At 69.8% G+C, this 26,279-nt stretch carries 24 protein-coding genes and 1 pseudogene; 11 read left to right on the top strand and 14 right to left on the bottom strand.

All coding sequences use genetic code 11. The features are described 5' to 3' along the window. Positions 1-605 precede the first annotated feature (605 nt). A complete protein-coding gene (locus ACZ66S_RS35765; protein ID WP_469905725.1) occupies positions 606-923 on the bottom strand; it encodes a WhiB family transcriptional regulator in 318 nt (105 codons plus the stop codon). 387 nt (positions 924-1,310) lie between these two features. Beyond that, complete coding sequence (locus ACZ66S_RS35760) at positions 1,311-1,949, bottom strand: TetR/AcrR family transcriptional regulator (RefSeq protein ID WP_469905724.1); 639 nt, start codon at positions 1,947-1,949, stop codon at positions 1,311-1,313. Between the two features lie 95 nt (positions 1,950-2,044). Between ACZ66S_RS35760 and ACZ66S_RS35755 the strand changes: the two genes are divergently transcribed. Continuing rightward, a complete protein-coding gene (locus tag ACZ66S_RS35755; RefSeq protein WP_469905723.1) occupies positions 2,045-3,007 on the top strand; it encodes a zinc-binding dehydrogenase in 963 nt (320 codons plus the stop codon). 106 nt (positions 3,008-3,113) lie between these two features. Here ACZ66S_RS35755 and ACZ66S_RS35750 read toward each other — a convergent pair whose 3' ends face one another. Beyond that, on the bottom strand, positions 3,114-4,079 hold the full coding sequence (locus ACZ66S_RS35750) for a quinone oxidoreductase family protein (protein ID WP_469905722.1): 966 nt from the start codon (positions 4,077-4,079) through the stop codon (positions 3,114-3,116). 89 nt (positions 4,080-4,168) lie between these two features. On the opposite strand from ACZ66S_RS35750, the gene ACZ66S_RS35745 reads away from it, so the two are divergent. Further along, positions 4,169-4,795 carry a TetR/AcrR family transcriptional regulator gene (locus ACZ66S_RS35745; RefSeq protein ID WP_469905721.1) on the top strand — a complete coding sequence of 209 codons (627 nt, stop codon included), beginning with the start codon at positions 4,169-4,171 and terminating at the stop codon, positions 4,793-4,795. Between the two features lie 188 nt (positions 4,796-4,983). Continuing rightward, positions 4,984-6,210, top strand: a complete 1,227-nt coding sequence (locus tag ACZ66S_RS35740) for a metallophosphoesterase (RefSeq protein ID WP_469905720.1) — start codon at positions 4,984-4,986, stop codon at positions 6,208-6,210. Positions 6,211-6,258: 48 nt separating this feature from the next. Here ACZ66S_RS35740 and ACZ66S_RS35735 read toward each other — a convergent pair whose 3' ends face one another. Both ACZ66S_RS35735 and ACZ66S_RS35730 read right to left on the bottom strand, forming a co-directional pair. After that, positions 6,259-6,846 (bottom strand): VanZ family protein, encoded by a 588-nt coding sequence (locus ACZ66S_RS35735; RefSeq protein WP_469905719.1) that lies wholly within the window; start codon positions 6,844-6,846, stop codon positions 6,259-6,261. A gap of 327 nt (positions 6,847-7,173) precedes the next feature. After that, on the bottom strand, positions 7,174-7,416 hold the full coding sequence (locus ACZ66S_RS35730) for a hypothetical protein (RefSeq protein WP_469905718.1): 243 nt from the start codon (positions 7,414-7,416) through the stop codon (positions 7,174-7,176). Between the two features lie 814 nt (positions 7,417-8,230). On the opposite strand from ACZ66S_RS35730, the gene ACZ66S_RS35725 reads away from it, so the two are divergent. Next, positions 8,231-8,770: a hypothetical protein gene (locus ACZ66S_RS35725; RefSeq protein ID WP_469905717.1), complete on the top strand. Its 540-nt coding sequence runs from the start codon at positions 8,231-8,233 to the stop codon at positions 8,768-8,770. A gap of 187 nt (positions 8,771-8,957) precedes the next feature. Here ACZ66S_RS35725 and ACZ66S_RS35720 read toward each other — a convergent pair whose 3' ends face one another. Then, positions 8,958-9,410 (bottom strand): hypothetical protein, encoded by a 453-nt coding sequence (locus ACZ66S_RS35720; protein ID WP_469905716.1) that lies wholly within the window; start codon positions 9,408-9,410, stop codon positions 8,958-8,960. A gap of 398 nt (positions 9,411-9,808) precedes the next feature. On the opposite strand from ACZ66S_RS35720, the gene ACZ66S_RS35715 reads away from it, so the two are divergent. Further along, positions 9,809-10,591: an MEDS domain-containing protein gene (locus ACZ66S_RS35715; protein ID WP_469905715.1), complete on the top strand. Its 783-nt coding sequence runs from the start codon at positions 9,809-9,811 to the stop codon at positions 10,589-10,591. Positions 10,592-10,605: 14 nt separating this feature from the next. Next, positions 10,606-11,565 (top strand): anti-sigma factor RsbA family regulatory protein, encoded by a 960-nt coding sequence (locus ACZ66S_RS35710; protein ID WP_469905714.1) that lies wholly within the window; start codon positions 10,606-10,608, stop codon positions 11,563-11,565. Between the two features lie 192 nt (positions 11,566-11,757). Here the strand turns inward: ACZ66S_RS35710 and ACZ66S_RS35705 are convergent, their stop codons facing one another. Beyond that, positions 11,758-12,399, bottom strand: a complete 642-nt coding sequence (locus tag ACZ66S_RS35705; protein ID WP_469905713.1) for a TetR/AcrR family transcriptional regulator — start codon at positions 12,397-12,399, stop codon at positions 11,758-11,760. 83 nt (positions 12,400-12,482) lie between these two features. On the opposite strand from ACZ66S_RS35705, the gene ACZ66S_RS35700 reads away from it, so the two are divergent. Further along, positions 12,483-13,220 carry an SDR family NAD(P)-dependent oxidoreductase gene (locus ACZ66S_RS35700; protein WP_469905712.1) on the top strand — a complete coding sequence of 246 codons (738 nt, stop codon included), beginning with the start codon at positions 12,483-12,485 and terminating at the stop codon, positions 13,218-13,220. A gap of 243 nt (positions 13,221-13,463) precedes the next feature. Here ACZ66S_RS35700 and ACZ66S_RS35695 read toward each other — a convergent pair whose 3' ends face one another. Continuing rightward, positions 13,464-14,285: a MerR family transcriptional regulator gene (locus ACZ66S_RS35695; protein WP_469905711.1), complete on the bottom strand. Its 822-nt coding sequence runs from the start codon at positions 14,283-14,285 to the stop codon at positions 13,464-13,466. Positions 14,286-14,483: 198 nt separating this feature from the next. Between ACZ66S_RS35695 and ACZ66S_RS35690 the strand changes: the two genes are divergently transcribed. Continuing rightward, positions 14,484-15,323, top strand: coding sequence for a GNAT family N-acetyltransferase (locus ACZ66S_RS35690; RefSeq protein ID WP_469905710.1), 840 nt, complete (start codon positions 14,484-14,486; stop codon positions 15,321-15,323). 111 nt (positions 15,324-15,434) lie between these two features. Beyond that, positions 15,435-16,037 carry a hypothetical protein gene (locus ACZ66S_RS35685; RefSeq protein WP_469905709.1) on the top strand — a complete coding sequence of 201 codons (603 nt, stop codon included), beginning with the start codon at positions 15,435-15,437 and terminating at the stop codon, positions 16,035-16,037. Positions 16,038-16,150: 113 nt separating this feature from the next. On the opposite strand, the gene ACZ66S_RS35680 is transcribed toward ACZ66S_RS35685, so the two are convergent. Continuing rightward, on the bottom strand, positions 16,151-16,531 hold the full coding sequence (locus ACZ66S_RS35680; protein WP_469905801.1) for an antibiotic biosynthesis monooxygenase family protein: 381 nt from the start codon (positions 16,529-16,531) through the stop codon (positions 16,151-16,153). A 42-nt stretch (positions 16,532-16,573) separates the two neighbouring features. Beyond that, positions 16,574-16,933: pseudogene (locus tag ACZ66S_RS35675) on the bottom strand (RidA family protein); the annotation flags it as partial. Between the two features lie 72 nt (positions 16,934-17,005). Here ACZ66S_RS35675 and ACZ66S_RS35670 point away from each other — a divergent pair. Next, entirely contained in the window at positions 17,006-17,902 is an 897-nt protein-coding gene (locus tag ACZ66S_RS35670; protein WP_469905708.1) for a LysR family transcriptional regulator, read from the top strand. Between the two features lie 12 nt (positions 17,903-17,914). Here ACZ66S_RS35670 and ACZ66S_RS35665 read toward each other — a convergent pair whose 3' ends face one another. From ACZ66S_RS35665 to ACZ66S_RS35650, 4 genes are all read right to left on the bottom strand, one after another. After that, positions 17,915-18,928, bottom strand: coding sequence for an SDR family oxidoreductase (locus tag ACZ66S_RS35665; RefSeq protein WP_469905707.1), 1,014 nt, complete (start codon positions 18,926-18,928; stop codon positions 17,915-17,917). Positions 18,929-19,017: 89 nt separating this feature from the next. Beyond that, positions 19,018-20,127, bottom strand: a complete 1,110-nt coding sequence (locus ACZ66S_RS35660; RefSeq protein ID WP_469905706.1) for an enolase C-terminal domain-like protein — start codon at positions 20,125-20,127, stop codon at positions 19,018-19,020. Next, a complete protein-coding gene (locus tag ACZ66S_RS35655; protein ID WP_469905705.1) occupies positions 20,124-21,947 on the bottom strand; it encodes a thiamine pyrophosphate-requiring protein in 1,824 nt (607 codons plus the stop codon). Before ACZ66S_RS35655 ends, ACZ66S_RS35660 begins: the two co-directional genes overlap by 4 nt. A 44-nt stretch (positions 21,948-21,991) precedes the next feature. Further along, on the bottom strand, positions 21,992-25,096 hold the full coding sequence (locus ACZ66S_RS35650) for an FAD-binding and (Fe-S)-binding domain-containing protein (protein ID WP_469905704.1): 3,105 nt from the start codon (positions 25,094-25,096) through the stop codon (positions 21,992-21,994). A gap of 498 nt (positions 25,097-25,594) precedes the next feature. Here ACZ66S_RS35650 and ACZ66S_RS35645 point away from each other — a divergent pair, with 498 nt between their 5' ends. After that, the gene (locus ACZ66S_RS35645; protein ID WP_469905703.1) at positions 25,595-26,206 is read left to right on the top strand and encodes a MarR family winged helix-turn-helix transcriptional regulator; all 612 of its coding nucleotides are present in this window, start codon (positions 25,595-25,597) and stop codon (positions 26,204-26,206) included. Positions 26,207-26,279 lie beyond the last annotated feature (73 nt).

Below are 26,279 nucleotides of genomic sequence, written 5' to 3'. Positions count from 1 at the left end.
AGCGTGCGGTGCCATTCGTCGGCGTCCGGTGGGGGTGGGGCAATCGGGGGCACGGGGCCAGGGGCCGTTTCGATGAGGTGCAGCAGCGTCCAAGCGACGCCGTAACAGTCGTCGGGGCCGAAGCATGCGGCGAGAGCCTTGGCCTCCTCAGACGTGACCGGGCGCGCTATCGCGTCGAGTTGGCTGACTCTGCTGTCGATCGCCTCTTCGTCGGCGTCCCAGTCGGGGAGCGGGCCGTGGGCCACAAACGCCTGCACTTCTGGTCTCATAGGCGAATGATCGGCTGCCACGACCGTTCGGGCAAGGCATCTTGGCAGGTCAGGCAGGCAACTCGTCGACAGGCAAGCACAGTGACGGTTGACGGTGCCGGATGTGCCGCTTGCTTCATCGAAGTGCTGGTGGCAGTAGAGCTTGCCGGTCAGGGTCCTGCAGGACTCTCGCTCGGCGTCGGCCGCCTCAGCGGAGACCGGCGGCGACCTGACCGTCCCGGGTCAGGTCGGCAACCGCTCCGCCCTCTCGTCCGCCGTGACCAGATCGGCCGTTCCGCCGACCAACCACCTCTTCCTCGGAGTTGCCCTGTCAGTCCTGACTTGGCGGGGCCTCGCTCAACCTGCCAAACGAGACGATCTCTCGGAGGCCGCAAGCGCGGTGCGCTCGTGTGCCTCGCGAGCCGTCGCAAGCAGGCGGCGCCAGGAGGCGACCGTAGGGCGACGCCGCAGCAGGGCCCGGCGTTCGCGTTCGGTCATTCCTCCCCATATTCCGAACTCAATGCGCTGGTCCAGGGCGTAAGCGAGACACTCGGTCCGTACGGTGCAGCCGCTGCACAGTGCTTTGGCACGGTTCTGTGCAGCGCCCTCAACGAACAGATCGTCAGGGTCCGCAGTCCGGCACAGCCCCTGTTCACTCCAGTCGGTGTCCGCCATCCGGTGATGCCGTCCTCTCCTCTGACCCGCCTTGTGCATTTCCTGTTGCCCCTTGCTCGAAGCAACAGGCATATGACACTACGTTGTTCGGAGAATCGGTTGTTCAGTGCCGCATCGTCACACCTTCGAGTGAGCGGCGTTTGCCTTCTGTGCGCAGCGACGCTATGTGTGCAGGCTTTGGGGCACTTTGGACCAGGGGGGTTCCCCTCGCAGCACGCCCGAACCGTCAAGTCTCGGCGTCTGCGCGGAGCTCGATCTCGACGCAGTCCACGCCTCGCCCGGGCAGGGCGGAAGATAGGACAGGGTGTCGTTCTGCTCACCAGTGCGCGCCCGCTCGCACCCGCCTCCCGCAGCGCCCACGATCACAGCTCTACAGATGCCTCATCATCACCGTGCCAGGCCGTGGGGCGGTTCGGAAACCAGGCGTGCCGCTGGTGGTAGTGGTGCATGCCGAGGGCACGCTTCGAACGCCTGGATCACCAGAGCCGCGAAGCGTCGGGAGGCGTTGACCTGGCCGGCGGTCGTTGTGGCGTGGATGCCCTTGTTGGCCATGAGGATCAAGATCAGGTCGTCCAGGACGAAGTCCGAACGCAGGTGGCCCGCTTCCTTGGCTCGCTGCGCCAATTCGGCGACTGCTTTGACCGTGTACTCACGGCCTGCGGCGACATCGTTCACTCCCGGATAGGCCGAAAGAAAGGCCTCGGTGAAACCCCGATCGCGCGCGTGCAGCTCACAAATCTTCTCGATCACCAAGCAAAGGCCACGCCACGGATCCGGATCGGCGCACCCCTCGTCGACAATGGCACGGCACGCATTCAACTGGTCCCGGAAGGCCTCCGCGACCAGCATCTGCTTGGTCGGGAAGCGGCGGTACAAGGTCGCAGGGCCCACCCCGGCACGCCGCGCCACCTCCCGCATCGGCACGGCCAGGCCGTCGGCGGAGAACAGCGCCCGGGCCGCGTCGAGGATGCGTTCGCGGTTGTCCGACGCGTCGGAGCGCAACGTATGAGGCAAACGATCGGTCACCACTCTCACTTTAGCTAAACGGACGGGGGCGTCCGTTACCGTCCAGGACGCAAAAGCTCCCGCACTGTGAGCGATCCGAGAACCTGGAGATCCTCTTGAAAGCAATCTCGATCCGGACGTTCGGAGGGCCGGACGGTCTGGCCGTTGTCGACCTGCCGACCCCTGCACCTGCTCCCGGACAGGTCCTCATCACCATCGAGGCGGTGGGCGTCGGCGGTGTCGACACGCTGATCCGAAGCGGTGCCCTGGCCGAGTACGGCTTCAAGGAGGGCCACATCCCGGGCGGCGAAGTGGCAGGCACGGTGAGCGCGGTCGGTGACGGCGTCGACACGTCCTGGATCGGCCGACGAGTTTGGGGCTTCACCGGCACCGGCGGAGGCTACGCCGAACAGGCCGTCGCACCCGTCGAGCAGATCCTTCCCCTGCCCGGCGCCCTGTCCGCCGCTGCCGCGGTGACACTCGGCAGTTCCGGCGCGGTGGCACACTTCGGGCTCCGCCAGGCACGCTTCGCTCCCGGGGAGACGGTTCTGGTGCGGGGCGCGGGCGGCAGTATCGGGATCATGACAGTGCAGCTCGCGGCCCGCGGTGGTGCCGCAGCGGTGGCGGTCACGACATCGTCGCCCGAGCGCGGCGAACGGCTGCGTGGCCTTGGTGCGACCCACGTGCTTGATCGCTCCGGCCGCGGAGGCGAGGGGGCTCCTGCGGGCTACGACGTGATCATCGATGTAGCGGCCGGCAGAGACATGCCGACGTTCTTGGACAGGCTCAATCCCAACGGCCGCATGGTCGCCGTGGGTGCTGTCGCGGGGCAGCCGCCTGCGGACTTCGGCATGAAGATCATGGCGGACTTCCAGAAGTCGATGACCATCGCCGCCTTCAGTGCGGCCACTGTCTCCACGGCCGAACTGAGCGCCGTACGCAGTGAGCAGTTCGCCGCGGCCGGCCGGGGCGAGATCGAAACGGTGGTGCACGAACTGCTGCCGTTGCGGCAAGCTGCGTTGGCGCACCGGAAGATGGACGCGGGGGAGGTCTTCGGCAGGATCGTGCTGACGCCGTAACTGCCGTGGTCCCGCCTTCTCGGGGCTTCTGGAGGCCGGTGCAGGAGGTCCGAGGCCGTGCCCCTTGGGTGTGTCAGTTCCGCGGGAACGGATCGGGCGTCTGTCCTTACGGTAGGAGCAACAGCTTGCCGCTGGTCGTTCGGGACTCGATGTCGCGGTGGGCCTGGGCGGCGTCCTTCAGCGGATAGCGTCGGCCGACAGCGGGATCAAGAACCCCTTGCCGAACCAGGTCGAAGAGCTCCGCGCTGTGGCGCAGGAGTGCCTCGCGGGCGGGGATGTGGTCGCGGAAGACGGGGTAGGAGATCTTGATGCTGTGGGGCAGTTCGCGCATCTGCACCACGGGGACCTCTCCGATGACCGCGCCGTAGTACAGCAACAGCCCGTGCCGGCGCAGGACCTTCATCGAGGCACGGAACGTGGTCTCGCCTCCGCCGTCGAAGACGACGTCCACGCCCGCGCCGTCGGTGACTTCCAGCACCGGCTCGACGAAGGCCTCGCCGGTCGACACCACGGTGCGATCGGCACCCGCACGCCGGGCGATGTCGGCCTTCTGCTCACTGGAGACGACGCCGATGACCGTGCCCCCGCGCGCCTTGATGAGCCGGGTCAGCTTCTGGCCCAGCCCGCCGGCCGCGGCATGCACGACGGTGACCTGGCCGGGCTGGATGTCCGCCGCCTCGGTGACGAAGTGGTGGGCGGTGATGCCCTGCATCATCAGGCTCGCGGCCACTTCGTCGGAGATGTCGTCCGGTACGGGCACCGCGTCGGCGGCGGGCAGCACGATCTGTTCGGCGTAGGAGCCGTAGGAATACACCCAGGCGACCCGGTCGCCGACGGCGAAGTCGGTCACCCCCTCCCCCAGCGCCCTCACTCGGCCGGCGCCCTCCACGCCCGGGACGAAGGGCAGTTCGCCGGTGGCCGCGCCGAGTCGGCGGGACCCGGTGTCCATGAAGTTCACCCCCGCCGCGGCGATGTCCACCAGGATCTCTCCAGGTCCGGGTACGGGGGCGGGCTGCTCGGTGAGCCGTAGCTGCTCCGGGCCGCCCAGTTCTTCCACGACGATGGCTTGCATCTCGCGTGCCTTTCTCCTCGGTGTCCTCCTCACCCTGCTCCGTATAAAATGGACCAGCAAGTCCAGTCCAGGCGAGGCGGAGGAGACCCATGGCCACGGACGGAAAGACGGCACCGCGCCTGACCGGCAAGGGCATGGCGACTCGGCGCCGCATCGTGGAAGGCGCCGCCGAGGAGATCCGCGAACGCGGAGTCACCGGGACGACCCTCGACGACATCCGCGCCCGCACCGCGACCAGCAAGAGCCAGATCTTCCACTACTTCCCCGGCGGGAAGGAGGAGTTGCTCCTCGCGGTGGCCGCCCGTGAGGCCGATCGGGTACTCGAGGACCAGGAGCCGCACCTCAGCGACCTGGGCACGTGGTCGGCCTGGCAGGCCTGGCGTGACACGGTCGTGGACCGGTACGAGAAGCAGGGCGTCAACTGCCCGCTGGGCGTCCTGATCACCGAGCTCGGCCGCGCCACTCCGGCCGCGCAGGCGCTCACGAGCCAGTTGATCAGCCAGTGGCAGGCGGCCCTGCGCACCGGTGTCCGGCGGCTGCAGGACGGCGGTGAGATCGACCGGCGGCTGGACGCCGACCGGATCGCGTCCGCGCTCATCGCCTCGGTGCAAGGCGGCGTGACCATCCTGATGTCCACCGGTGACATCACCCACCTGGAGGCGGCGCTGGACACGACGCTCGGGCTGCTGCGCACCACGGCGGACGGCATGCGTTGACGCGGGGGTCCGGCCTCTCCCGGGGCCTCCAGACCTCCCTGACCTCTAGGACCTCAAAGACCTCCAGGAACACAGGGGGCAATCAGTTCCTCGAACAGTGGGACACGGATCTCAGGAATGCCAGTCCGACCGGCCCGAGGACGACCGGATACAGTGCGCGAGACGGCAGCCCGGTCAGGAGGAGCAACGTGACCGACACCAGCAACACCCGGCCCACCGAGCGTGAAACGCAGGCACCACGGCGAAGCCGACTGCACCGTCTCATGCGCTACCTCCCCTTGATCGCACCCGTTCTGCTGTGGGCCGTGCCCTGCTGGGTGCTCCTGTACGGCGGCCAGCACTGGCCGCTGCCCGTCACGCTGGTCGGCACCGCCCTGTTCGCCCTCGGTCTGATCGGCATGCCGCTCGCGATGGCGCGTGGCCACGGTCGGCGTCAGCAGGACTGGGCGGCGATCACCGGTGACTCCCTGCTGGGGAGCATCTGGGTCCTGTTCACCTGGTCCGTTCTGCTCGGCGTGTTCCTGCGGATCGTTCTGACTGTGGCCGGCGTGGGCGAGAGCCAGGACCGGGCCCGGATCATCACTTGGGCCGCCCTCGGCGTGACCGCCGTACTGCTCGCCTGGGGATACGCCGAGGCCCGTCGCGTACCCCGCGTGCGCCGACTCGACGTGCAACTCCCGCGACTGGGTGCCGGGTTGGACGGCCTGCGTGTTGTCCTGATCACCGACACGCACTACGGCCCACTTGACCGCGCTCGCTGGTCCGCACGGGTGTGCGAGACGGTGAACGCTCTGGAAGCTGACGTGGTCTGCCACACCGGCGACATCGCGGACGGCACGGCCGAACGCCGCCGCGCCCAGGCCACCCCACTCGGCACCGTGCAGGCGACCCAGGCCCGTGTGTACGTGACCGGCAACCACGAGTACTACAGCGAGGCCCAGGGCTGGGTCGACCTGATGAACGAGCTGGGCTGGGAGCCGCTGCGCAACCGCCATCTACTGGTCGAGCGCGGCGGCGACACCCTCGTGGTCGCCGGCGTGGACGACGTCACCGCCGAGTCCTCCGGCCTGGCCGGCCATGGCGCCCACCTCGCCGGAGCCCTGCACGGCGCCGACCCCGACCTGCCCGTCCTGCTCCTGGCACACCAGCCCACGTTTGTCGACCGGGCGGCAGCCGCCGGTATCGACCTCCAGCTCTCCGGCCATACCCACGGCGGTCAGATCTGGCCCTTCCACTACCTGGTCCGCCTCGACCAGCCCGCCCTCGCCGGACTGAGCCGCCACGGCGCCCGTACGGTCCTCTACACCAGCCGTGGCACCGGCTTTTGGGGCCCGCCGTTCCGCGTCTTCGCCCCCAGCGAGATCACCCTGCTGGTGCTTCGCTCTCCGGACGGGTCCGCTCCGCCGCGGCGCTGAGCGGCCCGTATACGGGAGAAGCCCGGGCCCACCGTCGCCGGCCCACCGTCACGCGGACCTCCCGCTCACCTCACCGTGTTCCCGGCCCGTTCCTCCCGCCGGGAGCGAGTTCCTGCCGGCGCCGCGCCACCAGAGGCGTGACGCCAGGGCGGCCAGACCGGCGCCGGCCGTGTTGAGCAGTACGTCGTCCACGGACGACACCCGGTCCAGAAGGAGGACGTACTGAGCCGACTCGACCAGGATCGAGCACGCGGCCCCGAGCGCGAGAATCCGGCGTATCGATGCCAGCGCCGCGAACCGCAGCGGGGCGAGGAACCCCAGCGGCGCGAACACCAGCAGGTTGCCGACGATCTGGCCGGTGTTCATCGTGAGCAGGTCCCGCAGCGGCATCAGGTTCACGACCGCCCCGTCCTCGTCGCCCGGCAGCAGGATCAGCCAGACCGGCGGCACTGTGCCGTAGACGATGCCGACCTCGGCGATCGACATGCGCCACGCCCTCGCCGCCCTGGCTCCGGCGAGCCTCCGTCTGTGGGCCAGAGCCCACGCCGCGAGCGCCGCTATCGGCAACGTGGCCACCGTCAGGAGCACCACCCCGGTGAACGTACCGACCCAGCCGTGCCACCCCTCGAGCCGCACCCTGCCACCTCTGCTTCCATCCGGCTGTCATCGGCAGTCTCACCGACGGCACATATCGTCGGCGTATTGATCGGCGTGCGATGGACGGAACACCCCACTCGACCTCCACACCACATCACCGTGCACCAGGCCGCCTCCCCGGCACCTCGGTGTCCACCTCGCACCGTCCGGGAGTCGCCGTACGACTCGGTCGTCAAAGTCGTCCGTTCGCTCCAACTCGGTTTGCAGGAGGCTTACATGGACCAGCGGACAGGCTGACGCACAGACCGTCCGCGCCCCTGGTCCTGCTCCATACCGTGCGCACCCAGGCCGAGCACTTCCGCCACCTCATCCCGCTGAGCCGATTTCCCGGAACGGGTCCGGCGTGTCATCGCGGCGAACACCTACGATTTCCGCGATGGCATCGCCAGGTCGAGCCTTCTCGCCCGCGTCGTGGTCGGCAGTGTCCTTGCCCCCGGCGTGGGTCCGTTGATCGCCCGGGTCGAGCGCAAGCCCGCCATACGCAAGATCCTTCAGCGGGGCCTCGGCGACAAGCGCGCACTGCGTGAGGACTATGTGGACGAGCTCCACCGGTGGTCGCCCGCCCCGGCTATCTGACCGTCGCCGGGCCGTGTACCAAGCCCTGCCCAGCCTTATCGCCGCCCGCTCGCGCTACCCCCAGGTCAAGGCGCCCGTCCACCTCGTCTACGGCGAGAAGGACTAGTCCGGCCCCTCGGACCGGGAAGCCACCAAGGCGTTGCTGCCAGCCGCCGACTTCACGCAGGTCCGCAGGGTCGGCCACTTCATCGCTCCGGAACGGCCCAACGTCCTGGCCGACCTGTTGAATGCGGCGTCCTGACCGCCGAGTTCCCCCGCTCGAGGCACAGTGCGTGACGGAGAGGCAGATCGAAATCGACGATCTGGCCCGGAGGCCTACCGTCCCGGCGCGGAGCCGAGGCCGGCACCGCTGAGCCGGCGAGCGCCTCAGCCCAACGCCCACTCACTCGGCCCCAGAACGGGTTTCGGGATTCCGGAGTCAGCTTGCGCTCGACTCCATACTAGGAGCGTGTCCTTTCGGTCTGGGGCGAAGTAGCGCGTGTACCTGCACTCTTACTGAAGGACCGCGCATCGGGTTGCACGGCTCGGCAACAACGGTGAACTCCGACGCCGGGTTTCGGTTCACCAGGCGGATCGGCATGTTCGTCGGCTGCAACGGGCGCACCTCCTGATTGGTAGCCCCTCCCTAATCACAGCCGCAACCCGTCCGATTTTCCGGGCTTTGTTTGTTCGGCGACAGGATTCCGAACGCGAAAAATCCCCCAACGGCTACACCTGGATCGGGCTCCCCGGCCGCATTCCGCGACCGGACACCTTCCACGCCCGCACGACACAAGGGGGAAGAGAAATGACCCTACTGACCCGACGGAAGAGCATCGCGAGCCTGATCGCGGCGGCCGGAGTCTCCGGCCTGCTCATGACCAGCGCACCGACCAGTGCGGCGGACACCAACGTGCCGGCGCCGAAGAACTGCGCGGTCCTCGTGGGCAAGGCACCCGTGAAGGGCAAATCCTCGCCGGAGCTCTACCGCTACTGCTCGACCAAGTCAGCCGCCGACGCCCGCGCCCACCTCGAAACGAGGGCCGCAACGGGTGGCACGTCCGCGGCGGCAACCCTGCTGATGGTCTGGTACGCCAACACCGACTACCGGACGCCCAGCACCAGTGTCTACGGCAACGCCGGGCCGTGCGACAGCTCCGGCTACTCGCTGCACCCGGACTCCTACTGGTCCCAGAACATCAGCTCGGCCAGGGGCTACAACCGCTGCACGGTGGCGACGTTCCACAACCGTGCCCTCAACTACGCCAGCACCTTCCGGCTCCCCGTCCCGTACCTCGGCGCGACCCTCAACGACAACGTCGGCCTCATCCAAACGTGGTACGGCTGATGTCCGTCTGAACCCTGAGCGAGCAACTCCCCGCCGGACAACCAGACTCGATACGAGATCGGCCCGCTGCGCCAGCGTCAGACTGCTGGCGCAGCGGGCATCAGGTGTGCGCCTTGCGTCCAAGGCGTGAGGTTCGCCAATCGATCTAAATGCCGCCGGTCCCTGTTCGCCGCCCGCGGAAGTCGGGTCAATAACTCCAACTGTAGAGGGCACCGCCGGTGTTCAGCGCTGACACCGCAAGTCGGGCGACCCCTTGAAGGACCGCCGACAGATCATCGTCGGTCATGTCGTCTCCGTCCTCGGAGCGAAGCCGTGTGGACCAGCGGTCGGCGAGTTCTTCGAGTTGGGCGGGGCTCGCGTCGGCCAGTGCTCGAGTCAGCCGTCTCGGCAGAGCGAACACCTCAACTCCGTCATTCATGGGGGTGGTCACCCATTCCGGCCACGTCCATTCGTAGAGCCGCTCAATCGGTGGAGCCTCGGCCGAAGGGGCGGTGAAGTACATGTCCCACTCGGCGATGGCGGTGTCCGGCTCGACAAAATGGCAAACCACTGACTCGAAGACGGCACCAGGACCCCGTAGGCGTGTCGCAGCGGCGGCCCTGTCGTCGGGCGCGAGGAAGAACACGATGTCGTGGGCCACGCGGGCATCATGGCACTCCGAGGGAGCCATCGTCGGCCGCGCTCGTCGCCCGGCGGTGTCCAACAGAACGTGCCTCTTCCGCAGCATCGGATGATCACTCAAGCCTGGCTCCCCCACCCTGCCTCACCCCCGTGCCCCGGGTAGTGACCCGTCGCCGCCACACCCGCCAGAGTTCGAGGCTGACCTGGTGAACAGCGATCATGCGCCGACCGCCTGCGCTCGCGCCGTATCGGAACGTGCCGTCGGGCACGGAAATGGCGGCAAGCTCAGGAACACGTCCTCTCAGAGTGAGCGCGTGGAGCCCGCCCGTATCAACACAACCCCTCCGAAGATCGCCCGCGCGAACGCCGTACGGGGTATGTCAGTAGGGTGAAGCGCATCAAAGCGAGGGAGGATCGGTGAGAGCGGCGCGCAGTCTGGCCACACTCGACGAGGCCGGCACCGGTGATCACGTCTGCCAGCTCATCGGGCCGGCGGACGACGTCATGGACCGCAGTCGGGCCTTCATCGCGGACGGGGCCCTGTTCGGCGACAAGGTGATGATCGTCGGGGCTGCCGTGCAGGCGGCCGGCGAGTTCGCGCAGACGGTGCTCGACCCCGCCCGGCTGGAGGGCTCCCTGATCTCCGTGGTGCGCCGCGAGGCGGAGAGCGCCGGACGGGAGGGATACCGGTCGTTGCGCGTGCTGCACCACGTGACTCCTGGTGCCTGGCCCGAGGGCCCCGAGGAACTGCTGCGCAGTGAGCTGGACCTGGAGGAGTTCGCCGCCGACAGCGGTGCCCTTGTGGTCTGCGCCTACCGCGGCGCCGAGTGGGACGCTTCTACACTGGAAGAAGTCAGGTGTGTGCACCCCCACCACCTGGGCAGCCGTCCGACATCACCAGCATTCCGGGTGTACCGGACGGGAAAGGAAGGCTGGACGGTGAACGGGGTCATCGACGCCGAAGGCGCCGGCGCTTTCGGTGCGGTCCTGTGCACGCTGCTCGCGCAGAACGAGACCGTGCGCCTGATCTGCCATGGCCTGGAGTTCTTCGACGCCGCTGCGATGGGGACCCTGGCGGACGCCGCCCGACACCTTCCGGACCGCAAGGTCGTCCTGGAAGGCACGAACGAAACACTGCGGCTGGCGTGGGAGCTGTCCGGCTTCGCCGTCCCCTCGATCCCGGTGGTGATGGCGCCGTGACCCCTCCTTCGCACGTGACCCCTCCTTCGCACGCCGACACTCCCCCGCCGGCACAGGCCGGGTACCGGCACGAGCTGTACCCGTACGCGGGCCGTGACGAGTTCCTGCAGGGCACCGTCGGTTTCATCCAGGAAGCCCTCGACGGGGGTGAGGCCGTCGTCGTGGCCGTACCCGAGCACAAGGCGTCCCTGCTGCGCTCCGAGGTGCCTGAGGACGGTACGGTCCGCTACGTCGACACCACCGCCGTGGCGCACCACCCGGGCCGGCTCATCGGAGCCTGGCAGGAGTGGATCAACGAGCACGCCGCCGGGGGCCGGCCCGTGCGCGGGATCGGTGAATCCCCCTGGGACGAAGTACGCAGCCAGGCGCAGGCGGAACAACTCCGCTATCACGAGTGGCTGCTGAACAAGGCCTTCGCCGACGGCCCGGCCTGGTGGCTGCTGTGCCCCTACGACACCGCCGGCGAGAACGCCGCACTGGAGCAGCTCACCCGCTGCCACCCCCAGATCCGCTCGGGCGGACGCAGCACACCGTGCGCGGACTACGACCCGGAGGCCCCGTTCGCCTTCGCCGCGCTGGGCCGGCCGTGCGACCCCTATGAGGAGTTCATCTACACGAGCGGTGACCTGCCCGCCCTGCGGGAGAAGATCTCGGCCTGTGCCGAACAGCTCGGGCTTGTCGGCCACCGTCTGCGCGAGCTGCACCTGGCCGCCACCGAGATAGCCACCAACAGCATCCGCCACGGCGGCGGACACGGCACGCTGCGCACCTGGAGCGAGGACCGGCGTCTCGTGTGCGAGTTCCGCGACGCGGGCTACATCGCGGATCCCCTGGTGGGACGGCGCAGACCGACCAGCACCCAGGCCGGCGGGCGGGGCCTGTGGCTCGCCCACCAGCTCTGCGACCTCGTCGAGATCCGCTCCTCCCCCGACGCCGGGACCACGATCCGTCTCCACACCGACCTCACGGGCTGACGGCAGGCGCGCCCCGGGTCGCCGTCATGCCGGAACGGCGATCGGGCGAGGTGTCCCTTACGAAGAAACGGTTGGTTTCCCGGCCGTCTGTGCCGTCGACCACAAGGCACAAGCAGCCCGCCCGGGCGGCGCGACACGGCACCCTGCGAGACGGCGCCGCCTGGATCAAGTCCCTCGGTTGACGGCGCCGAGTTACTTCTCGTGGGCCGTACCGCGCCCGGTCGCGGAGCGTTCCTTGTCCTCGCGCACGGGCAGGACGGCCAGTGCGGTGTCGGCGATGTTCCGCACCTTCTCCGGGTCCAGGCCGGCCTTGCCCACCGCCTCGATTCCGCGGACCACCGTCAGCAGCAGTGCCGCCAACCGTTCCGGATCCGCGGTGCTGTCGATGTCGCCGTGGCGCTGGGCGGCGCTGATCTCCGTCCGCAGCAGGGTCAGCAACGCCGTCATGGTCTCGGCCGACCGCTCGGCGACCGCGGGATCGTGCTGGGCCATCTCCGCCACGCCCTTGGCCAGCAGGCACCCGCGGCGCTCGGTGTCGGAGGCGGTGTTCTCCGCCATCAGGTGCACGTATGCGGACAGCCGGGCCAAGGCCTCCGCGTCGGGGCCACCCGTCAGCCGCCCTTCGGCCACCTCGACGACTGCGGTGCACCAGTCACCGAACACACGGTGGAACAGCTTGCCCTTGTCGCCGAACGCGCCGTACAGACTGCCCTTGCCGAGACCGGTCGCCTGGGCGATGTCGTCCATCCGGGTTCCCGCGTAGCCGGTCGCCCAGAACTGTTCGCGGGCCCGCTCCAGGACTTGGCGTTCGTCGAATGCGCGTGGTCTCGGCATGCCGCCAGCCTAACCATTCTTGACTCGATCGTCCATTACTGCCTACGTTGTGGACGATCCATTCCAGAACGAAGGGGTTCGACATGCCAGGCGTACTGCAGGACAAGGTGGCCGTGATCACCGGAGGTACCAGTGGGATCGGGCTGGCCATGGCCCACCGCTTCGTCCGGGAGGGCGCGCGGGTCTTCGTGACCGGCCGGGACGTCGACCGCCTCGATGCGGCGGTGAAAGCGTTGGGCCCGGCGGCGACCGGCGTACGTTCCGACGTCTCCGTTCTGGCTGACCTCGACGCCCTCTACGCGCGAGTCCGCGAGGACGCCGGACGCATCGACGTGCTGGTGGCCAACGCGGGGATCGTCGCGGACGCGGCGCTCGGCGGCCACACCGAGGCGAACGTCGACCTGACGCTCGCCGTCAACATCAAGGGCCCCCTGTTCACCGTGCAAAAGGCGCTTCCCCTGCTGGCGGAGAACGCCTCCGTCCTGGTCATCGGCTCGAGCAACAGCGTGCGGCCCAACGAGCACCTGGAGGTCTACAGCGCTTCGAAGGCGGCGGTGAGCAACCTCGTGCACAACTGGGCGCGACAGTCGCGGGAGCGCCGGTTCCGGGTCAACCTGCTCAGCCCCGGACCCACGCGAACCCCCGGCCTGCTGGGCGCCGCGGGACCGGACGTCGACCAGTTCGCCGAGGCCATGGTGCCCCTGGGGCGGCTGGCGGACGCCGAGGAAATCGCCGAGGCCGCCCTCTTCCTGGCTTCGGACGCCTCATCGTTCGTCACGGGCGCCGAACTCTTCGCCGACGGCGGTTACACGCGGGTCTGAACTACGGGGCAATGTGCTGGGCGCCGCACATAGGCGGGGGTCTCGGCGGTCACGCGCGTGCGTCGTACCAGGGCCAGGGCCAGTACGGCCGTAGCGACGAGCGCGCGGTCGCGGGCTCGGCGGGGTGCATCGTCCGTGGCGATCGCAGCGCAGGTGAGGGCGGCGAGGTCTCGTGCGGATCGACCAGGCAGGCCGCGGTCTCGTCGCCGCGGCCTGCCTGGTCGAGCGTCTGTGCGGGGTGGCTCAGGCTCGGGTCACCGGAGCCTGTAGTTCCGTCACCCAGTCGTCGCGGTTTTGCGGGCACTCCAGGTTGATCTCTCGGGGATACCCGGTCGACCGGTAGCCGTTGGCGTCGATCCAGCGGGCCAGGGTCTGGGCGGTGGGGAGGACGGTGTCCATCGAGCCGCGGTGCACGACGGTCGCCGCCTGGTCGAGGGACGGCAGGTCGAGGAGTCGGAAGGTGCCGTGCTGGAAGGGGGCGGAGACTTCGACGGCCGCGTGGACGCTGATCCTGTCCCCGCCTTCTGGGGCGTCCTCGTAGTACGCGACGCCGGGACCCGTAGGGGTGATGCCTGCCGCCTCCAGGCACCGGAACAGCTCGTCGTAGAGCGGCCCGATGACCGGGCTGATGTCCTCGGGTTCGAAACTCGCGGCGGTCGCGGTCAGTTCCGCAACCCGTACGGCAGGAACGCTCTTGAGGACGACGTCGTTCGTGGGCATCTGCCCCTCGCTCTCGATCGCTCGGAGCCTCGCCTCGACCTGGACCAGCCGTGCTCCCGCGGCGGCCATCGCGGTCTCCAGCTCGGCCCGCCGCAGCCGCAGCATGCCGCGCAGTTCCTCGGCGCTGACCTTCTCGTCGACGATGTCCCGGACCTGCTGGAGGGTGAATCCGAGGTCCTTGAGCGCGATGATCCGGTTGAGGCGGGCGAGTTGGGCAGCGGTGTAGTAGCGATAGCCGCTGGCGGGATCGACGTGGGCCGGGTGAAGGAGTCCGGTCGCGTCGTAGTGACGCAGCATCCGGACCGAGACGCGGCCGTGCCGGGCGAAGTCTCCGATGGTGAACATGATGTCTCCGAGCTGACCGCCTGACACGGTGTGAGAGTCAAGAAGCTACCCGACCGGGAAGGAACAGCCCCCGGAGTGCGGACGACCCCGCCCCGCGGCGGTCGGCAGCACATCGACTCACCCCTTCAGCTCCCAGGACTGCGGCTAACCTCGGCCCATGAGCACCGAAACGGGACATCGAACGGGATGCGGGCCGACATGAACCCGGCACCGCTCTTCTGCGACGTCGCCCTGGCGCAACGCATCGAACGCGTCGAGGCCCACCTGATGGCCGCGGCGGCCGATGCCGCTCGCCGGCGCCGTGGAGACGACGTCGGCTTCGTGACGCGGGTGGCCGGCTCGGTGGCCACGTTCGCCGAGGCCGGGTCGCCGTTCAACAAGATCGCCGGACTGGGGTTCGCCGGTGCGCCCGACGAGTCCGAACTCGACGAGGTCGAGCGCGCCTTCGCCGATCGCGGTGCACCGGTGCAGGCCGAGGTGTCCGCGCTGGCCGACCCGGCGATCGGGGCCCTGCTCACCGCTCGCGGGTACCGGCTGGAGTCCTTCGAGAACGTGCTCGGCCTCGCCCTCGACGGCACGCACGAGCGAACGTCGCCTCCGGGCATCGAGGTCCGGGTGGCTCGCGAGGAGGAGTTCGACGCGTGGTTGGATGTGGTGGCCGACGGTTTCGCTCATCCCGACGAGCAGGGGGTGCCCTCGCACGAGGACTTCCCGCGTGACGTACTCGTCAACGCGGAACGGGACTTCACGGCGGCCGGCGTGGTGCCCTACCTCGCGCTCCACGACGGCACCGTCGCCGGAGGCGGCAGCCTGCGCATCGCGGACGGCGTCGCGCAGCTCACGGGCGCGGCGACCGCCCCCGCCCACCGCCGACACGGCGTGCAGACGGCCCTGCTCGCCGCCCGGCTCGCCGACGCCGCCGCGGCCCAGTGCGACGTCGCCGTCGTGACCACTCAACCGGGTTCGAAGTCCCAGCAGAACGTGCAGCGCCGGGGTTTCCAACTGCTGTACACCCGGGCCGTGTTGGTGAAGGAGTGATCGAGTCCCGTACGGCAACCCAGGCATGATTACCAGCCACCGTTGGATAAGCCGAGGAGACACCGACACCGCGCCATCGCCATGCCGACCCCAACCCCGATCCCTATGCTGATGGCCGTGCAGGTACTGGGCGCGAGCAGCGAGGACGAGATGATCGCCTGCTTCTTGAGCGGCGAGCTGTCCAGCCAGAGGTTCGGCCTGAAGCTCCGGTCTCATCTGGCGGCCGCGGGGCATGACGAACAGCTACTGACGCGCCCGGACTTCTCCGACGCCGACGCGAACCGCGCACGCCGTACCCTGCTCGCCGCGACGCGCGGGTACGGCGAGAATCGGGACCTGTTCGAGAACTTCCCCACTGACGTCACGTGGACCAGGGCAGTTCTGTCCCCCGACGAAGCGGCCGACGTCCGGTACCTCGACTACTCCTACTGGATCGAACTGTCGGGTGGCAGCCGCAGGCCGGCCGACGCCGCCGTACGCATCAAAGCGGGGCTACGAGCGTTCGACGTGCCGAATGAACGGTTCGTCGCGGCGCTCCACGCGCTCAGCGATGGCGAGAGGTTTCCGCCGCTCATCCTCGTCGGCGAGACACAGCACCAACTGGTCTGCCTGGAGGGCCACTTGCGGCTGACCGCCTACGCCCTCGCCGGCTTCCCGACCGACATCGAGTGCCTGATCGGTGTCGCGCCGGACATGGGTCGGTGGACGCTGTAGGCGAACGCCCTCTACTACTCCGACGGCGCGACCGACGACGGCGCCGTGAGCCCCTACACGGGCAAGGTCAGGCAGATTCTGCTCTCCACCGGAAAGAACCGGGGCACGATCCGTCAGTCCCCTGCCGGAACCTGCGCACCCCGCCCCCGCCTGAACCCACGGCTCCTCTCCACCTTCGCCACGTGCAGCGTGTAGCTCTCGTACCACTCGGCTCGCCCGCGCTGCTGTGCCGCGCGGTGTTCGGAGTTGGTCCGCCACCGCGTGAGGGCGTCGGCGTCACGGAAGTAGGCGACGGCGATGCCGAGGCCGCCTGGAGTCTGGGCGTGGTCCATGCCCAGGTAGCCGGGGACTTCCTGCACCAGGTCTTCCATGCGTGCGTTGGTCTCGCTGTAGCCGTCCTGGTCCTGGGTTCGCACTGTGGTGAAGACGGCCATGTAGTAAGGGGGTTCGAGGGCCTCGAAGGGGGAGGTCGGCGCCTGCAAGGGATGGCTCATGGTGTCGCCCTCCGCCGGGAGGCGTCGCCGTGCGTCCACCTCTATCTCGATCTTCATCCTCGCGTCGGAGAGACCGCACACGAGCATCGTGGCGGCCGGCCGGACGTCGCCGAAGCTGCGGCGCAGAACCGGCGCGCAGCGTGCGAAGTCCGCGCGGTCGGGCAGCAGATAGCGCACGCGCACCACGTCGGCGAAGGTGCACTGCGCCTCGGCGAGTGCGGCCTCGACGTTGCGCAGGCACTGATCGGCCTGCTCCACGACATCGTCGGAGATGGTCATGGTGGCGTAGTCGAACCCGGTCGTCCCGGACACATGCACCCGGTCGCCGTCGACCACAGCCCGGGCGTAGCCGATCTCTTCCTCGAAGGTGGAGCCGCTCAGGATCGCACGTCGTTCCGTCATGGGCCAAAAGCTAGATGAGCAGCACTGATACGTCTAATACGGCCGCTTGGATGAACTGATATCTGTAGGCGTATGGATCGCCCCGAACTTCCCCTTCAGCAGGTGCACGCCTTCGTCGTGCTGGCGGAGGAACTGCACTTCGGCCACGCGGCCGCCCGCCTGGGCATCGCCCAGCCACCGCTGAGCCAGCAGATCCGCCGCCTTGAGGACAAGGTCGGCCACGCGCTGTTCACCCGTGGCCCGGGGCGCGTCGCTCTGACGCCGGTCGGCAAGGAACTGCTGCCCGCCGCGCGGCGGGCGCTCAGCGACCTCGCGGACGGCTTGGCCGCGGCCCGGGCCGTCGGCAGCGGGCAGGTCGGCCGTCTGCGGATCGGGTTCGCCGCTTCCCTCGCCCTGACAGTCCTGCCCGGCCTGCTGCGCGCCTTCCATGACCGGTCCCCTGACGTGCACCTGGACATCCACGAGATGACCAGCGCTCCTCAGATCGCCGCCCTGCACGACAGGACCATCGACGTCGGTCTGCTGCGCGAGCCTCCCACCGACGAGCCCGAGCTCGCCTTCAGGACGGTGCTCAACGAGCCGTTCGTGGCCGTGCTGCCGTCCACTCACCCTCTGGCCGCCCAACGAACCGTACGGATCGCACAGTTGGCGCAGTCGCCCTTCGTGCTGCTGCCCCGGCCCGTCGGTCCGCCGCTGCACGACCAGATCATCGGCCTGTGCACCGCGGCAGGTTTCACCCCGCGCATCGTCCAGCACGCGGTGGAGTGGCAGACCGTGTGCGCTCTCGTGGGGACGGGTCTGGGTGTCTCCCTGGCCCCGGCGAGCATCCGGCGCATCCGCCTCAAGGGCGTCGCCTTCCGGCGGGTCGAACCCGGCACGGCCCGTACACGCGTGGCCGTCGCCTGGCGCGGGGACGACCGCAATCCCCTGGTCAGCCGTCTGCTGGAGACGATCAGCCAGGATTCGTAGGCCAGGGGCTGCCTATGAGCCGAAGGTGCCGCGGGTCCGCCTCCTCAGCACCGCCGCCGTAGCGGCGGCGAGCCCGGCCCCGGTCACCGTCAGGACGCCGTGCCGGGCGACGGCGGCCTGCCAGGAACGGGAATGGGCGGAGTCGTCGAAGACTCCGTGGGCACCGTGGTCCTCACCTGCCGCGTCGTCGACGGGCTCGAACAGGTTGCTGCGGCCCGTGGGCGGGCCGTCGGTCTGCTGGGAGTCGACGCCGGTACGCGCGAGGTAGCGGTCGAGCAGCGCCGGGGCGAGCCGGTTGGCCCAGATGGTCGCCGCGGTGCTGCCCCCGACGAAGTACTGCTTGCGGCGCGGATGGTCGGCGGCGTGCAGGACGCCCCGGGCGGCGACCTCGGGCTGGTAGATCGGCGGCACGGGACTGGGGTGCCCGGGCAGCCGGGAGTGCACCCAGGAGAACTGCGGGGTGTTGACGGCCGGCATCTGGACGATGGTGATGTGCACGTTGCTGCGGCGGTGGAGCAGTTCGGTGCGCACGGAGGAGGTGAAGCCGTTGATGGCGTGCTTGGCGCCGCAGTACGCGGACTGAAGCGGCACGGACCGTTCTCCCAGCGCGGAGCCGACCTGCACGATCGTGCCGCGGTCCCGGGGCAGCATCCGCTTCAGCGCGGCCCGGGTGCCGTGGACGAACCCGTGGTAGGTCACGTCGGTCACCCGCTGGTACTCCGCGTCGGTGATCTCGTCGAAGGGTGCGAAGGCGCTGGCGAAGGCGCAGTTGATCCATACGTCGATGGGGCCCAACGCCTCCTCCGCGGCGGCCGCTGCGGCCTCGACCTGCTCCATGTCCGCGGTGTCGGCGACCTGCACGAGCGGACGGCCGCCCGCGGCCTCCACCTCGTCGGCGGCGGCCTGGAGGCCGCTGAGACCCCGGGCGACGAGGACGACGTTCGCTCCCCGGCTGCCGTAGAGGCGGGCGGTCGCCCTGCCGATTCCGGCGCTCGCACCGGTGATGACAACATTCTCAGCAGCCACAGTCAGCTCCCTTTCTCGATGCCGTTCGGCGAACGGCCCTTGCGGCGGGCGCCGCCCGAACGCCCCGCACCCGGACGCGGCCTCCCTGTTCAGCCCACCCGGTACTGCCGGGCGCGCTCCGTGTTCAGTGCCAACCCCAGCCCGGGCCCGGTGCCTTGGGCCGGGGTGACGGTGCCGTCGGCGGGGTCGAGGACGCCGTCGAACAGGAGGCCCTCGATGCGGACGTGGTCGTGGAACCACTCCAGGTGCCGCAGGTTGGGCACGGTCGCCGCCGCATGGGCGTGGGCGTGGGGTGCGCAGTGACCGGAGATGTCGAGGCCCCTGCTGTGGGCGAGGGCGGCGACGCGCAGCCAGACGGTGATGCCTCCGCAGCGTGTGACGTCCGCCTGGAGACAGTCCACCGCGCCGGCGGCGAGCATGTGCTCGAAGTACGGGAGGGTGTAGCCGTACTCGCCGGCGGTGACGTCGGCCGTGACGCGGTCGCGCACGTGGGCGAGGGTGGTGAGGTGGTCGGAGGAGACGGGTTCCTCGAACCAGGTCACGCCCTCGTCGGCCAGCGCGGCGGCGACCCGGACGGCCTGTTTGGCGCTGTAGGCGCCGTTGGCGTCCACGAACAGTGCCGCAGTGTCGCCGATGCTGGCGCGGGCCTCGGCGACGCGCCGCAGGTCGCGTTCCTCGCACCGCCCCCACGACTCACCGATCTTGATCTTGACGCGGGGGATGCCCTGTTCCTGTGCCCAGCCCCGCAGTTGGCGGTCCTGCCGTTCGGCGTCGTAGGTGGTGAACCCTCCGCTGCCGTAGACGGGCACGTCGTCGTGGGCCGCGCCGAGCAGGTCCACCAGGGGCAGGTCCAGCAGGCGGGCCTTGCAGTCCCACAGCGCGATGTCCACGGCGGAGATCGCCTGCGCGGCGACACCGGGCAGGCCGGCGTTGCGCACGGCGCGCTGCATGGCCTCGTTGGTCCCCGGCACGTCGAAGGCGGGGCGGCCGACGACGACGTCGGCGAGCAGGTCGTCGATGATCCGTGCCGCGGCCGCCGGAGCGTAGGTCCAGCCGATCCCGGTGACCGGACCGCAGCGCACGGTCGCGAGCACCAGGGTCGTGTGGTCCCAGCTCAGGGTGCCGTCCGCCTCCGGGGTGTCGGTGGGCACCGTGTAGACGGCCGTCTCCAGCCGTTCCACCGTCTCCTTGCGCGTCACTGATCCTCTCCGGTACCGGGCCGGTCCTCGCGATGGCGGTGGCCGGGCAGCATTTCCTGGACCTTGGCCTTGAAGCCCTGGCGGACCATGCCGGCACGGTCGCTGTCGCCCTTGAGGACGGACAGCGCCGCGGCCTCGATCTGGTCGAGGGACGCGTGCGGCGGGATGGGCGGCACCGCCGGGTCGGTGCGGAAGTCCAGGACGAAGGGCCGGTCGGCCGCGAGCGCCGTCTCCCAGGCGCCCTGCACGTCCTGCGGCTTCTCGATCCGCAGACCGCCCAGGCCCACCGACCGGGCGAAGTCGGCGTACGCGACGTCGGGCAGGGACTGCGAGGGCAGGAACTGCGGGGCGCCGGACATGGCCCGCATCTCCCAGGTGACCTGGTTGAGGTCCTGGTTGTTGAGCACGGCCACCACCAGGCGCGGATCCGCCCACTGCTCCCAGTACTTGGCGACGGTGATCAGCTCGGCGAGGCCGTTCATCTGCATCGCCCCGTCGCCCACGAGCGCGATCGCGGGACGGTCGCCGTGCGCGAACTTCGCGCCGATCACATAGGGGACGCCGGGTCCCATGGTGGCCAGCGTGCCGGACAGCGAGCCGCGCATGTCGCCGCGCAGCCGCAGGTGGCGGGCGTACCAGTTGGCGGCGGACCCGGAGTCGGCGGCGAGGATGACGTCGTCGGGAAGCAGGCCGTTCAGGGCGTGGGCCACGTACTCGGGGTTGATGGGGTCGGCGTCCACCGCGGCGCGCCGCTCCATGACCTCCCACCAGCGGGCGGTGTTCTTCTCGATCTTCTTGCGCCAGGCGTCGCTCTTGGCCGGCCGCAGGTGCGGCAGCAGCCGCTGGAGGGTGAGGCGGGCGTCGCCGACGAGGTTGACCTCGAACGGGTAGCGCAGGCCGACCATGTGCGGGTCGATGTCGATCTGCACGGCGCGTGCCTGACCGAACTCGGGCAGGAACTGCGTGTAGGGGAAGCTGGATCCGATGACCAGCAGGGTGTCGCAGTCCTGCATCAGCTCGTACGACGGTCGGGTGCCCAGCAGGCCGATCGAACCGGTGACGTAGGGCAGGTCGTCGTCGAGGGCGTCCTTGCCGAGCAGGGCCTTGGCCACGCCGGCGCCCAGCCGGTCGGCGAGCTCCATGACCTCCTGGCGGGCACCGCGGGCGCCCTGCCCGATGAGGACGGCGACCTTCTCACCGGCGTTGAGGACCTCGGCGGCGCGCTCGATGTCGGAGTCGGCGGGCACCGGGGCGTAGTGGGACATGCCCAGGCTGGAGGGGACCATCTTGAAGGCGTGCTCGGGCGGGGAGTAGTCGAGCTCCTGCACGTCGGCCGGGACGATGACGGCCGTCACCGAACGGCGTGCCATGGCCGTGCGCATGGCCCGGTCGAGGACGTTGGGCAACTGCTCGGGGACGGTGACCATCTCGCAGAAGTCCGAGGCGACGTCCTTGTAGAGGCTCAGCAGGTCGATCTCCTGCTGGTAGGAGCCGCCCATCGCGCTGCGGTTGGTCTGTCCGACGATCGCGACGACGGGCACGTGGTCCAGCTTCGCGTCGTACAGGCCGTTGAGGAGGTGGATGGCACCGGGTCCCGAGGTGGCGGCGCAGACACCGACCTTGCCGGAGAACTTCGCGTATCCGACGGCTTCGAAGGCGGCCATCTCCTCGTGGCGCGCCTGGACGAACTGGGGCTTGTTGTCGGCGCGTCCCCAGGCGGCGAGCAGTCCGTTGATGCCGTCACCGGGGTAGGCGAAGACGTGCTCGACCTCCCAGGCGCGCAGCCGTTCGAGGATGTGGTCGGAGACCTTCATCGACATGTGCTGACCTTTCCGGTGGGACGTGTGCGTGCGTAGGTCGGGGGTTACGGGTGGCGTCGAAGGCTTCGCGTGACGCCGCGGCCGGCCAGGGCGGCCGCCCCCGCCGTCACTGCCGCGGCGCCCGCGGTGATCGCCCAGCGCGCGGACCGCGAGGGACCGGACGGCCGGCGGGCCAGGCGTTCGGGGTGCTCGCTGGGCAGGTTTCCGTCGAGGCCGAGGGCCAGTGCCTCGGCCAGGTGCAGGGCCCGGCGGCCGGTGTCGCCCTGTTCGATCTGGGTGCGGCAACTGAAGCCGTCCGCCAGGAGCAGGCTGTCGGGGGCGGCCGCGCGCACCGCCGGCAGCACGCCCTGCTCGCCGACGGCCATGGAGACCTCGTGGTGGCCGCGTTCGAAGCCGAAGTTGCCGGCCAGGCCGCAGCAGCCCTCGTCCAGCACGTCGGCGTCGAGGTGGGCGCGGCGCATCAGTTCACGGTCGGCGTCGTCCTTCATGATCGCGTGCTGGTGGCAGTGGGTCTGCACGACGGCCTGCCGGGTCAGCGCGGGTGGCTGCCAGTCCTTCGGCGCGTGGTGCACGAGCTGTTCGGCGAAGGTGCGGAACTGGCCGGCCAGCCGTCGTACGTCCTGGTCGTCGGGCATCAGTTCCGGCGCGTCGGAGCGGAACACGGCGGTGCAGGACGGTTCGAGCCCGATGACCGGCGTGCCGGCCTCGATGTACGGGCGCAGGACGTCGAGCGTGCGGCGCAGGACCTTCTTGGCGACGGTGAGCTGGCCCGTGGAGATCCAGGTCAGTCCGCAGCACACGGCGTCCGTCGGCACGGCGACGCGGAAACCGGCGTCCTCCAGGACGCGTACCGCCGAGATCGCGATCGAGGGGTGGAAGAAGGTGCTGAACGTGTCGGGCCAGACCACCACGGTGCGCGGGTCGGCGGGGTCCGGCTGCTCGGCGTCCCGCTCCCGCCACCACCTGAGGAACGACTGCGGCGCGAACAGCGGCGCCTCGCGGGCGTCGTCCACGCCGGCCAGGCGTTTGCCGACGCGCGCCAGTCCCGGGGCCCGCAGCACGCTGTTGAGCAGGGACGGGGCCGCTTGTGCCAGACGCGCCCACAGCGGCAGCCAGCCCATGGAGTAGTGCGCCGCGGGGCGCGGGCGCCCCGCGTAGTGGTGGGCCAGGAACTCCGCCTTGTACGTCGCCATGTCGACGCCCGTGGGGCAGTCGGACTTGCAGCCCTTGCAGGCGAGGCACAGGTCGAGGGCGTCGCGGACCTCGGTCGAGCGCCAGCCGTCGGTGACGGCCGAGTCGGCGTGTCCGTCGAGCATCTCGAACAGCAGGCGCGAGCGCCCTCGGGTGGAGTGCTCCTCCTCCTTGGTGGCCCGGTAGGAGGGGCACATGACACCGCCCTGGTGGCTGCGGCAGTTGCCGATGCCGACGCAGCGCATCACGGCCCGGGTGAAGGAGTGCTCGTCGTCCGGGTAGCCGAAGTGGGTGTCGGAGGGGGTCGGCCGCCAGGTGGGGCCGAGCCGCAACTGTCCGTCGACGGGGTTGGGGTCGACGACCTTGCCCGGGTTCATCAGGTTGTCCGGGTCGAAGAGGGCCTTCACCTCGCCGAACGCGGTCACGAGCCGTTCGCCGAACATGCGGGTGAGCAGCTCGCCCCGCGACTGCCCGTCCCCGTGCTCGCCGGACAGGGAGCCACCGTAGGAGGCCACGAGGTCGGCGGCGCGTTCCAGGAAGCGGCGGAAGTCGGCGACGCCTTCGGCGGTCTTCAGCCCGAACGGGATGCGGGTGTGCACACAGCCCTGCCCGAAGTGCCCGTACAGCGACGGGTGGTCGTAGTCGAACTCCATGAAGAGCTTCTTCAGGTCACGCAGGTAGTCGCCCAGCCGCTCGGGCGGTACGGCGGAGTCCTCCCAGCCCTCCCAGGTCTCCCGGTCGTCCGGCGGGCGCGCGGTCACGCCGAGTCCCGCCTCGCGGGCCCTGAGCATCTTCTGCTCGCGCTCCGGATCGTCGGAGAAGGCCACCGTGGCCTCCTTCTCGCTGCGGCCCAGGGCCCGCAGCAGGGCGTGCGCCTGCTCGTCCACGTCGTCCTGGCTGTCGCCGACGAACTGGAGCATCAGCCAACTGTCGCCGTCCGGAAGGGCGTCGAGCGAGTCGAGGTAGGCCCCTTCCTCGCGCATGAGCTGGGCCATCCGGCCGTCGAGCGCCTCCAGTTGGCCGGGCGAGCAGTGCCGCAGGAGTTCGGGTACGTCGTCGGCGGCGCTGCAGATGTCGTCGTAGCCGAGGACCAGCAGCGCCTGGCAGGCCGGTACCGGCACCAGATCGAGTTCGGCGCGCACCACCGTGACCAGGGTGCCCTCGCTGCCGACCAGCGCCTTGGCGAGGTCGAAGCCGTTCTCCGGCAGCAGGGAGTCCAGGTTGTAGCCGGAGACCCGACGCGGGATCTTCGGGTAGCCCTGCCGGATGTCGGCCAGGTACTCGGTGACGATCCGCTCCAGACCGGAGTGGATCTCGGCCCGGCGACCGCCCTCGGCCGCGATCCGCTTCCGCTCCTCCGCGTCCGTCGGCCCGACCCACATGCGGGTGCCGTCGTAGGTGAGGATCTCCAGCCGGCGCACGTTGTCCACGGTCTTGCCGTACGCCTGCGCGGACGCCCCGCACGAGTTGTTGCCGATCATCCCGCCGAGGGCGCAGTGGCTGTGCGTGGACGGCTTCGGCCCGAACTGGAGACGGTGGTCCGACAACTGCCGGTTGAGCTCGTCCAGGACGATGCCGGGTTCCACCACGCAGGTGCGGGCGTCGGCGTCCACGGAGACCAGGGCGTGGCAGTACTTAGTCCAGTCGATGACCACGGCGGTGTTGGTGCCCTGCCCGGCCAGGCTGGTGCCGCCGCCCCGGGAGAGCACGGGGGCCCTGAACCTCCGGCACACCTCCACCGCCCGTACGGCCGCGTCCACACAGCGGGGGATCACGACCCCCAGGGGTACCTGCCGGTAGTTGGAGCCGTCCGTGGCATACGCCCCTCTGCTGCCCGCGTCGAAGCGGACCTCGCCGTCGACCGCGTCGCGCAGCGCGGCCTCCAGTGCCACCACGTCGACCGACGCGGGCCGCCCGCCGCTCGGGCCGCGGGAGCCGTGTCGCGAAGTGAGAGTCATCGGGAAACCATTCCTCCGGCCTGCCCCGTGTGCGAGGCGGGATCATGTGCTGAGGAGCTCGTCGACGTGGGCATGCCCTCGTCTTCCGGCGGGGAGTGAGCCTTCGGCGAGCCTCCGACCCGCGGGTACCCACCATTGCATTCTGCAATGATGTTTTTCGCAGGACATTTCAGCGACCCGGCGCGTGAGCCGTCACGGGCTGCTCCGCACCCGCCGGCGCCCTGCCGCGCGAGGCGGGCTCGCCGCAGCGTCCACACCCACCTCCCAGCGAGTACCGGCGGACCGTCAGTTCAGACGTTAGGTCCGGTATGTGATCACCGCGAGCCGGGTACGGCGGATGCGCCCGGTGCAGCGGGGGTACTCCCAGCAGGCCGAACGGCCTCACTCCCCCGGGCGCGCCTGCACCCACGCCCTACCATTGCATTCCGCAACGATCCAGGGCCCGAGCCGCCGGTCCGGATTCCCGGACCACCCGACGCAGAAGCGGAACAGACAGCGATGACACGCCAGGACCCCTCTTTCCCACAGCCCTCGGCTGACGCGCCTGCCCGTTCCGCGCTCGACCAGGAGGCCGAGGACGTCACCGTGGCGGTCATGTCTGCATCAAGACTGCTCGTCGCGATCTCCGCGCGGGCGCTCGCCTCCACCGACGAATCCCTCACCCTGCCCCAGCTACGCGCTCTCGTGGTGCTGGACACCTGCGGACCGGTCAAGCTCGCCGCCCTGGCGACGACCTTGCGAGTCAACCCCTCGACCGCACTGCGCATGGTCGAGCGCCTCGAGACCGCCGGGCTCATCGACCGCAGGACCAACCCCGACAACCGGCGGGAAGTCGTCCTGCGCCTCACCCCCGTCGGCCGGGAGCTCGTGGCGCGGGTCCTCGCCCATCGGCGCACCGAGATCCGTGCACTGGTCGAGCGGTTGCCCGCCGACGCGCGCGCCGGGCTCGTGCCCGCCCTGCAGGCCCTCACCGAGGCGGCGCACGAGATGGCCGTGGACCCGTTCGACGAGACGCGCCGACTGGGGGGCCTGATCGACGACCCGCTCAACCCGGCCCCGCCGGACCCCCCTCAGGGAGGGCGCCGCAGGGCGAAGGACAACGGCGTCTGACGGCGCGCCGGACCGGACAGACCGCGGGGCAAGGCAGTCTCCCACTGCTTACGAGAGTCTGACGTGCCCCGCG

Source organism: Streptomyces sp. NPDC107471, from assembly GCF_055582845.1.
Note: the sequence above shows the minus strand (reverse complement) of the source record. Positions and strands in the feature narration are given on the sequence as shown.

Coding starts and splice junctions, on each gene's coding strand:
- ACZ66S_RS35650 (WP_469905704.1), bottom strand. CDS start 25,096: ATGACTCTCACTTCGCGACACGGCTCCCGCGGCCCGAGCGGCGGGCGG.
- ACZ66S_RS35685 (WP_469905709.1), top strand. CDS start 15,435: ATGGCCGTGCAGGTACTGGGCGCGAGCAGCGAGGACGAGATGATCGCC.
- ACZ66S_RS35765 (WP_469905725.1), bottom strand. CDS start 923: ATGGCGGACACCGACTGGAGTGAACAGGGGCTGTGCCGGACTGCGGAC.
- ACZ66S_RS35725 (WP_469905717.1), top strand. CDS start 8,231: ATGACCCTACTGACCCGACGGAAGAGCATCGCGAGCCTGATCGCGGCG.
- ACZ66S_RS35690 (WP_469905710.1), top strand. CDS start 14,484: ATGAACCCGGCACCGCTCTTCTGCGACGTCGCCCTGGCGCAACGCATC.
- ACZ66S_RS35750 (WP_469905722.1), bottom strand. CDS start 4,079: ATGCAAGCCATCGTCGTGGAAGAACTGGGCGGCCCGGAGCAGCTACGG.
- ACZ66S_RS35655 (WP_469905705.1), bottom strand. CDS start 21,947: ATGTCGATGAAGGTCTCCGACCACATCCTCGAACGGCTGCGCGCCTGG.
- ACZ66S_RS35695 (WP_469905711.1), bottom strand. CDS start 14,285: ATGTTCACCATCGGAGACTTCGCCCGGCACGGCCGCGTCTCGGTCCGG.
- ACZ66S_RS35705 (WP_469905713.1), bottom strand. CDS start 12,399: ATGCCGAGACCACGCGCATTCGACGAACGCCAAGTCCTGGAGCGGGCC.
- ACZ66S_RS35645 (WP_469905703.1), top strand. CDS start 25,595: ATGACACGCCAGGACCCCTCTTTCCCACAGCCCTCGGCTGACGCGCCT.
- ACZ66S_RS35680 (WP_469905801.1), bottom strand. CDS start 16,531: ATGAGCCATCCCTTGCAGGCGCCGACCTCCCCCTTCGAGGCCCTCGAA.
- ACZ66S_RS35745 (WP_469905721.1), top strand. CDS start 4,169: ATGGCCACGGACGGAAAGACGGCACCGCGCCTGACCGGCAAGGGCATG.
- ACZ66S_RS35670 (WP_469905708.1), top strand. CDS start 17,006: ATGGATCGCCCCGAACTTCCCCTTCAGCAGGTGCACGCCTTCGTCGTG.
- ACZ66S_RS35700 (WP_469905712.1), top strand. CDS start 12,483: ATGCCAGGCGTACTGCAGGACAAGGTGGCCGTGATCACCGGAGGTACC.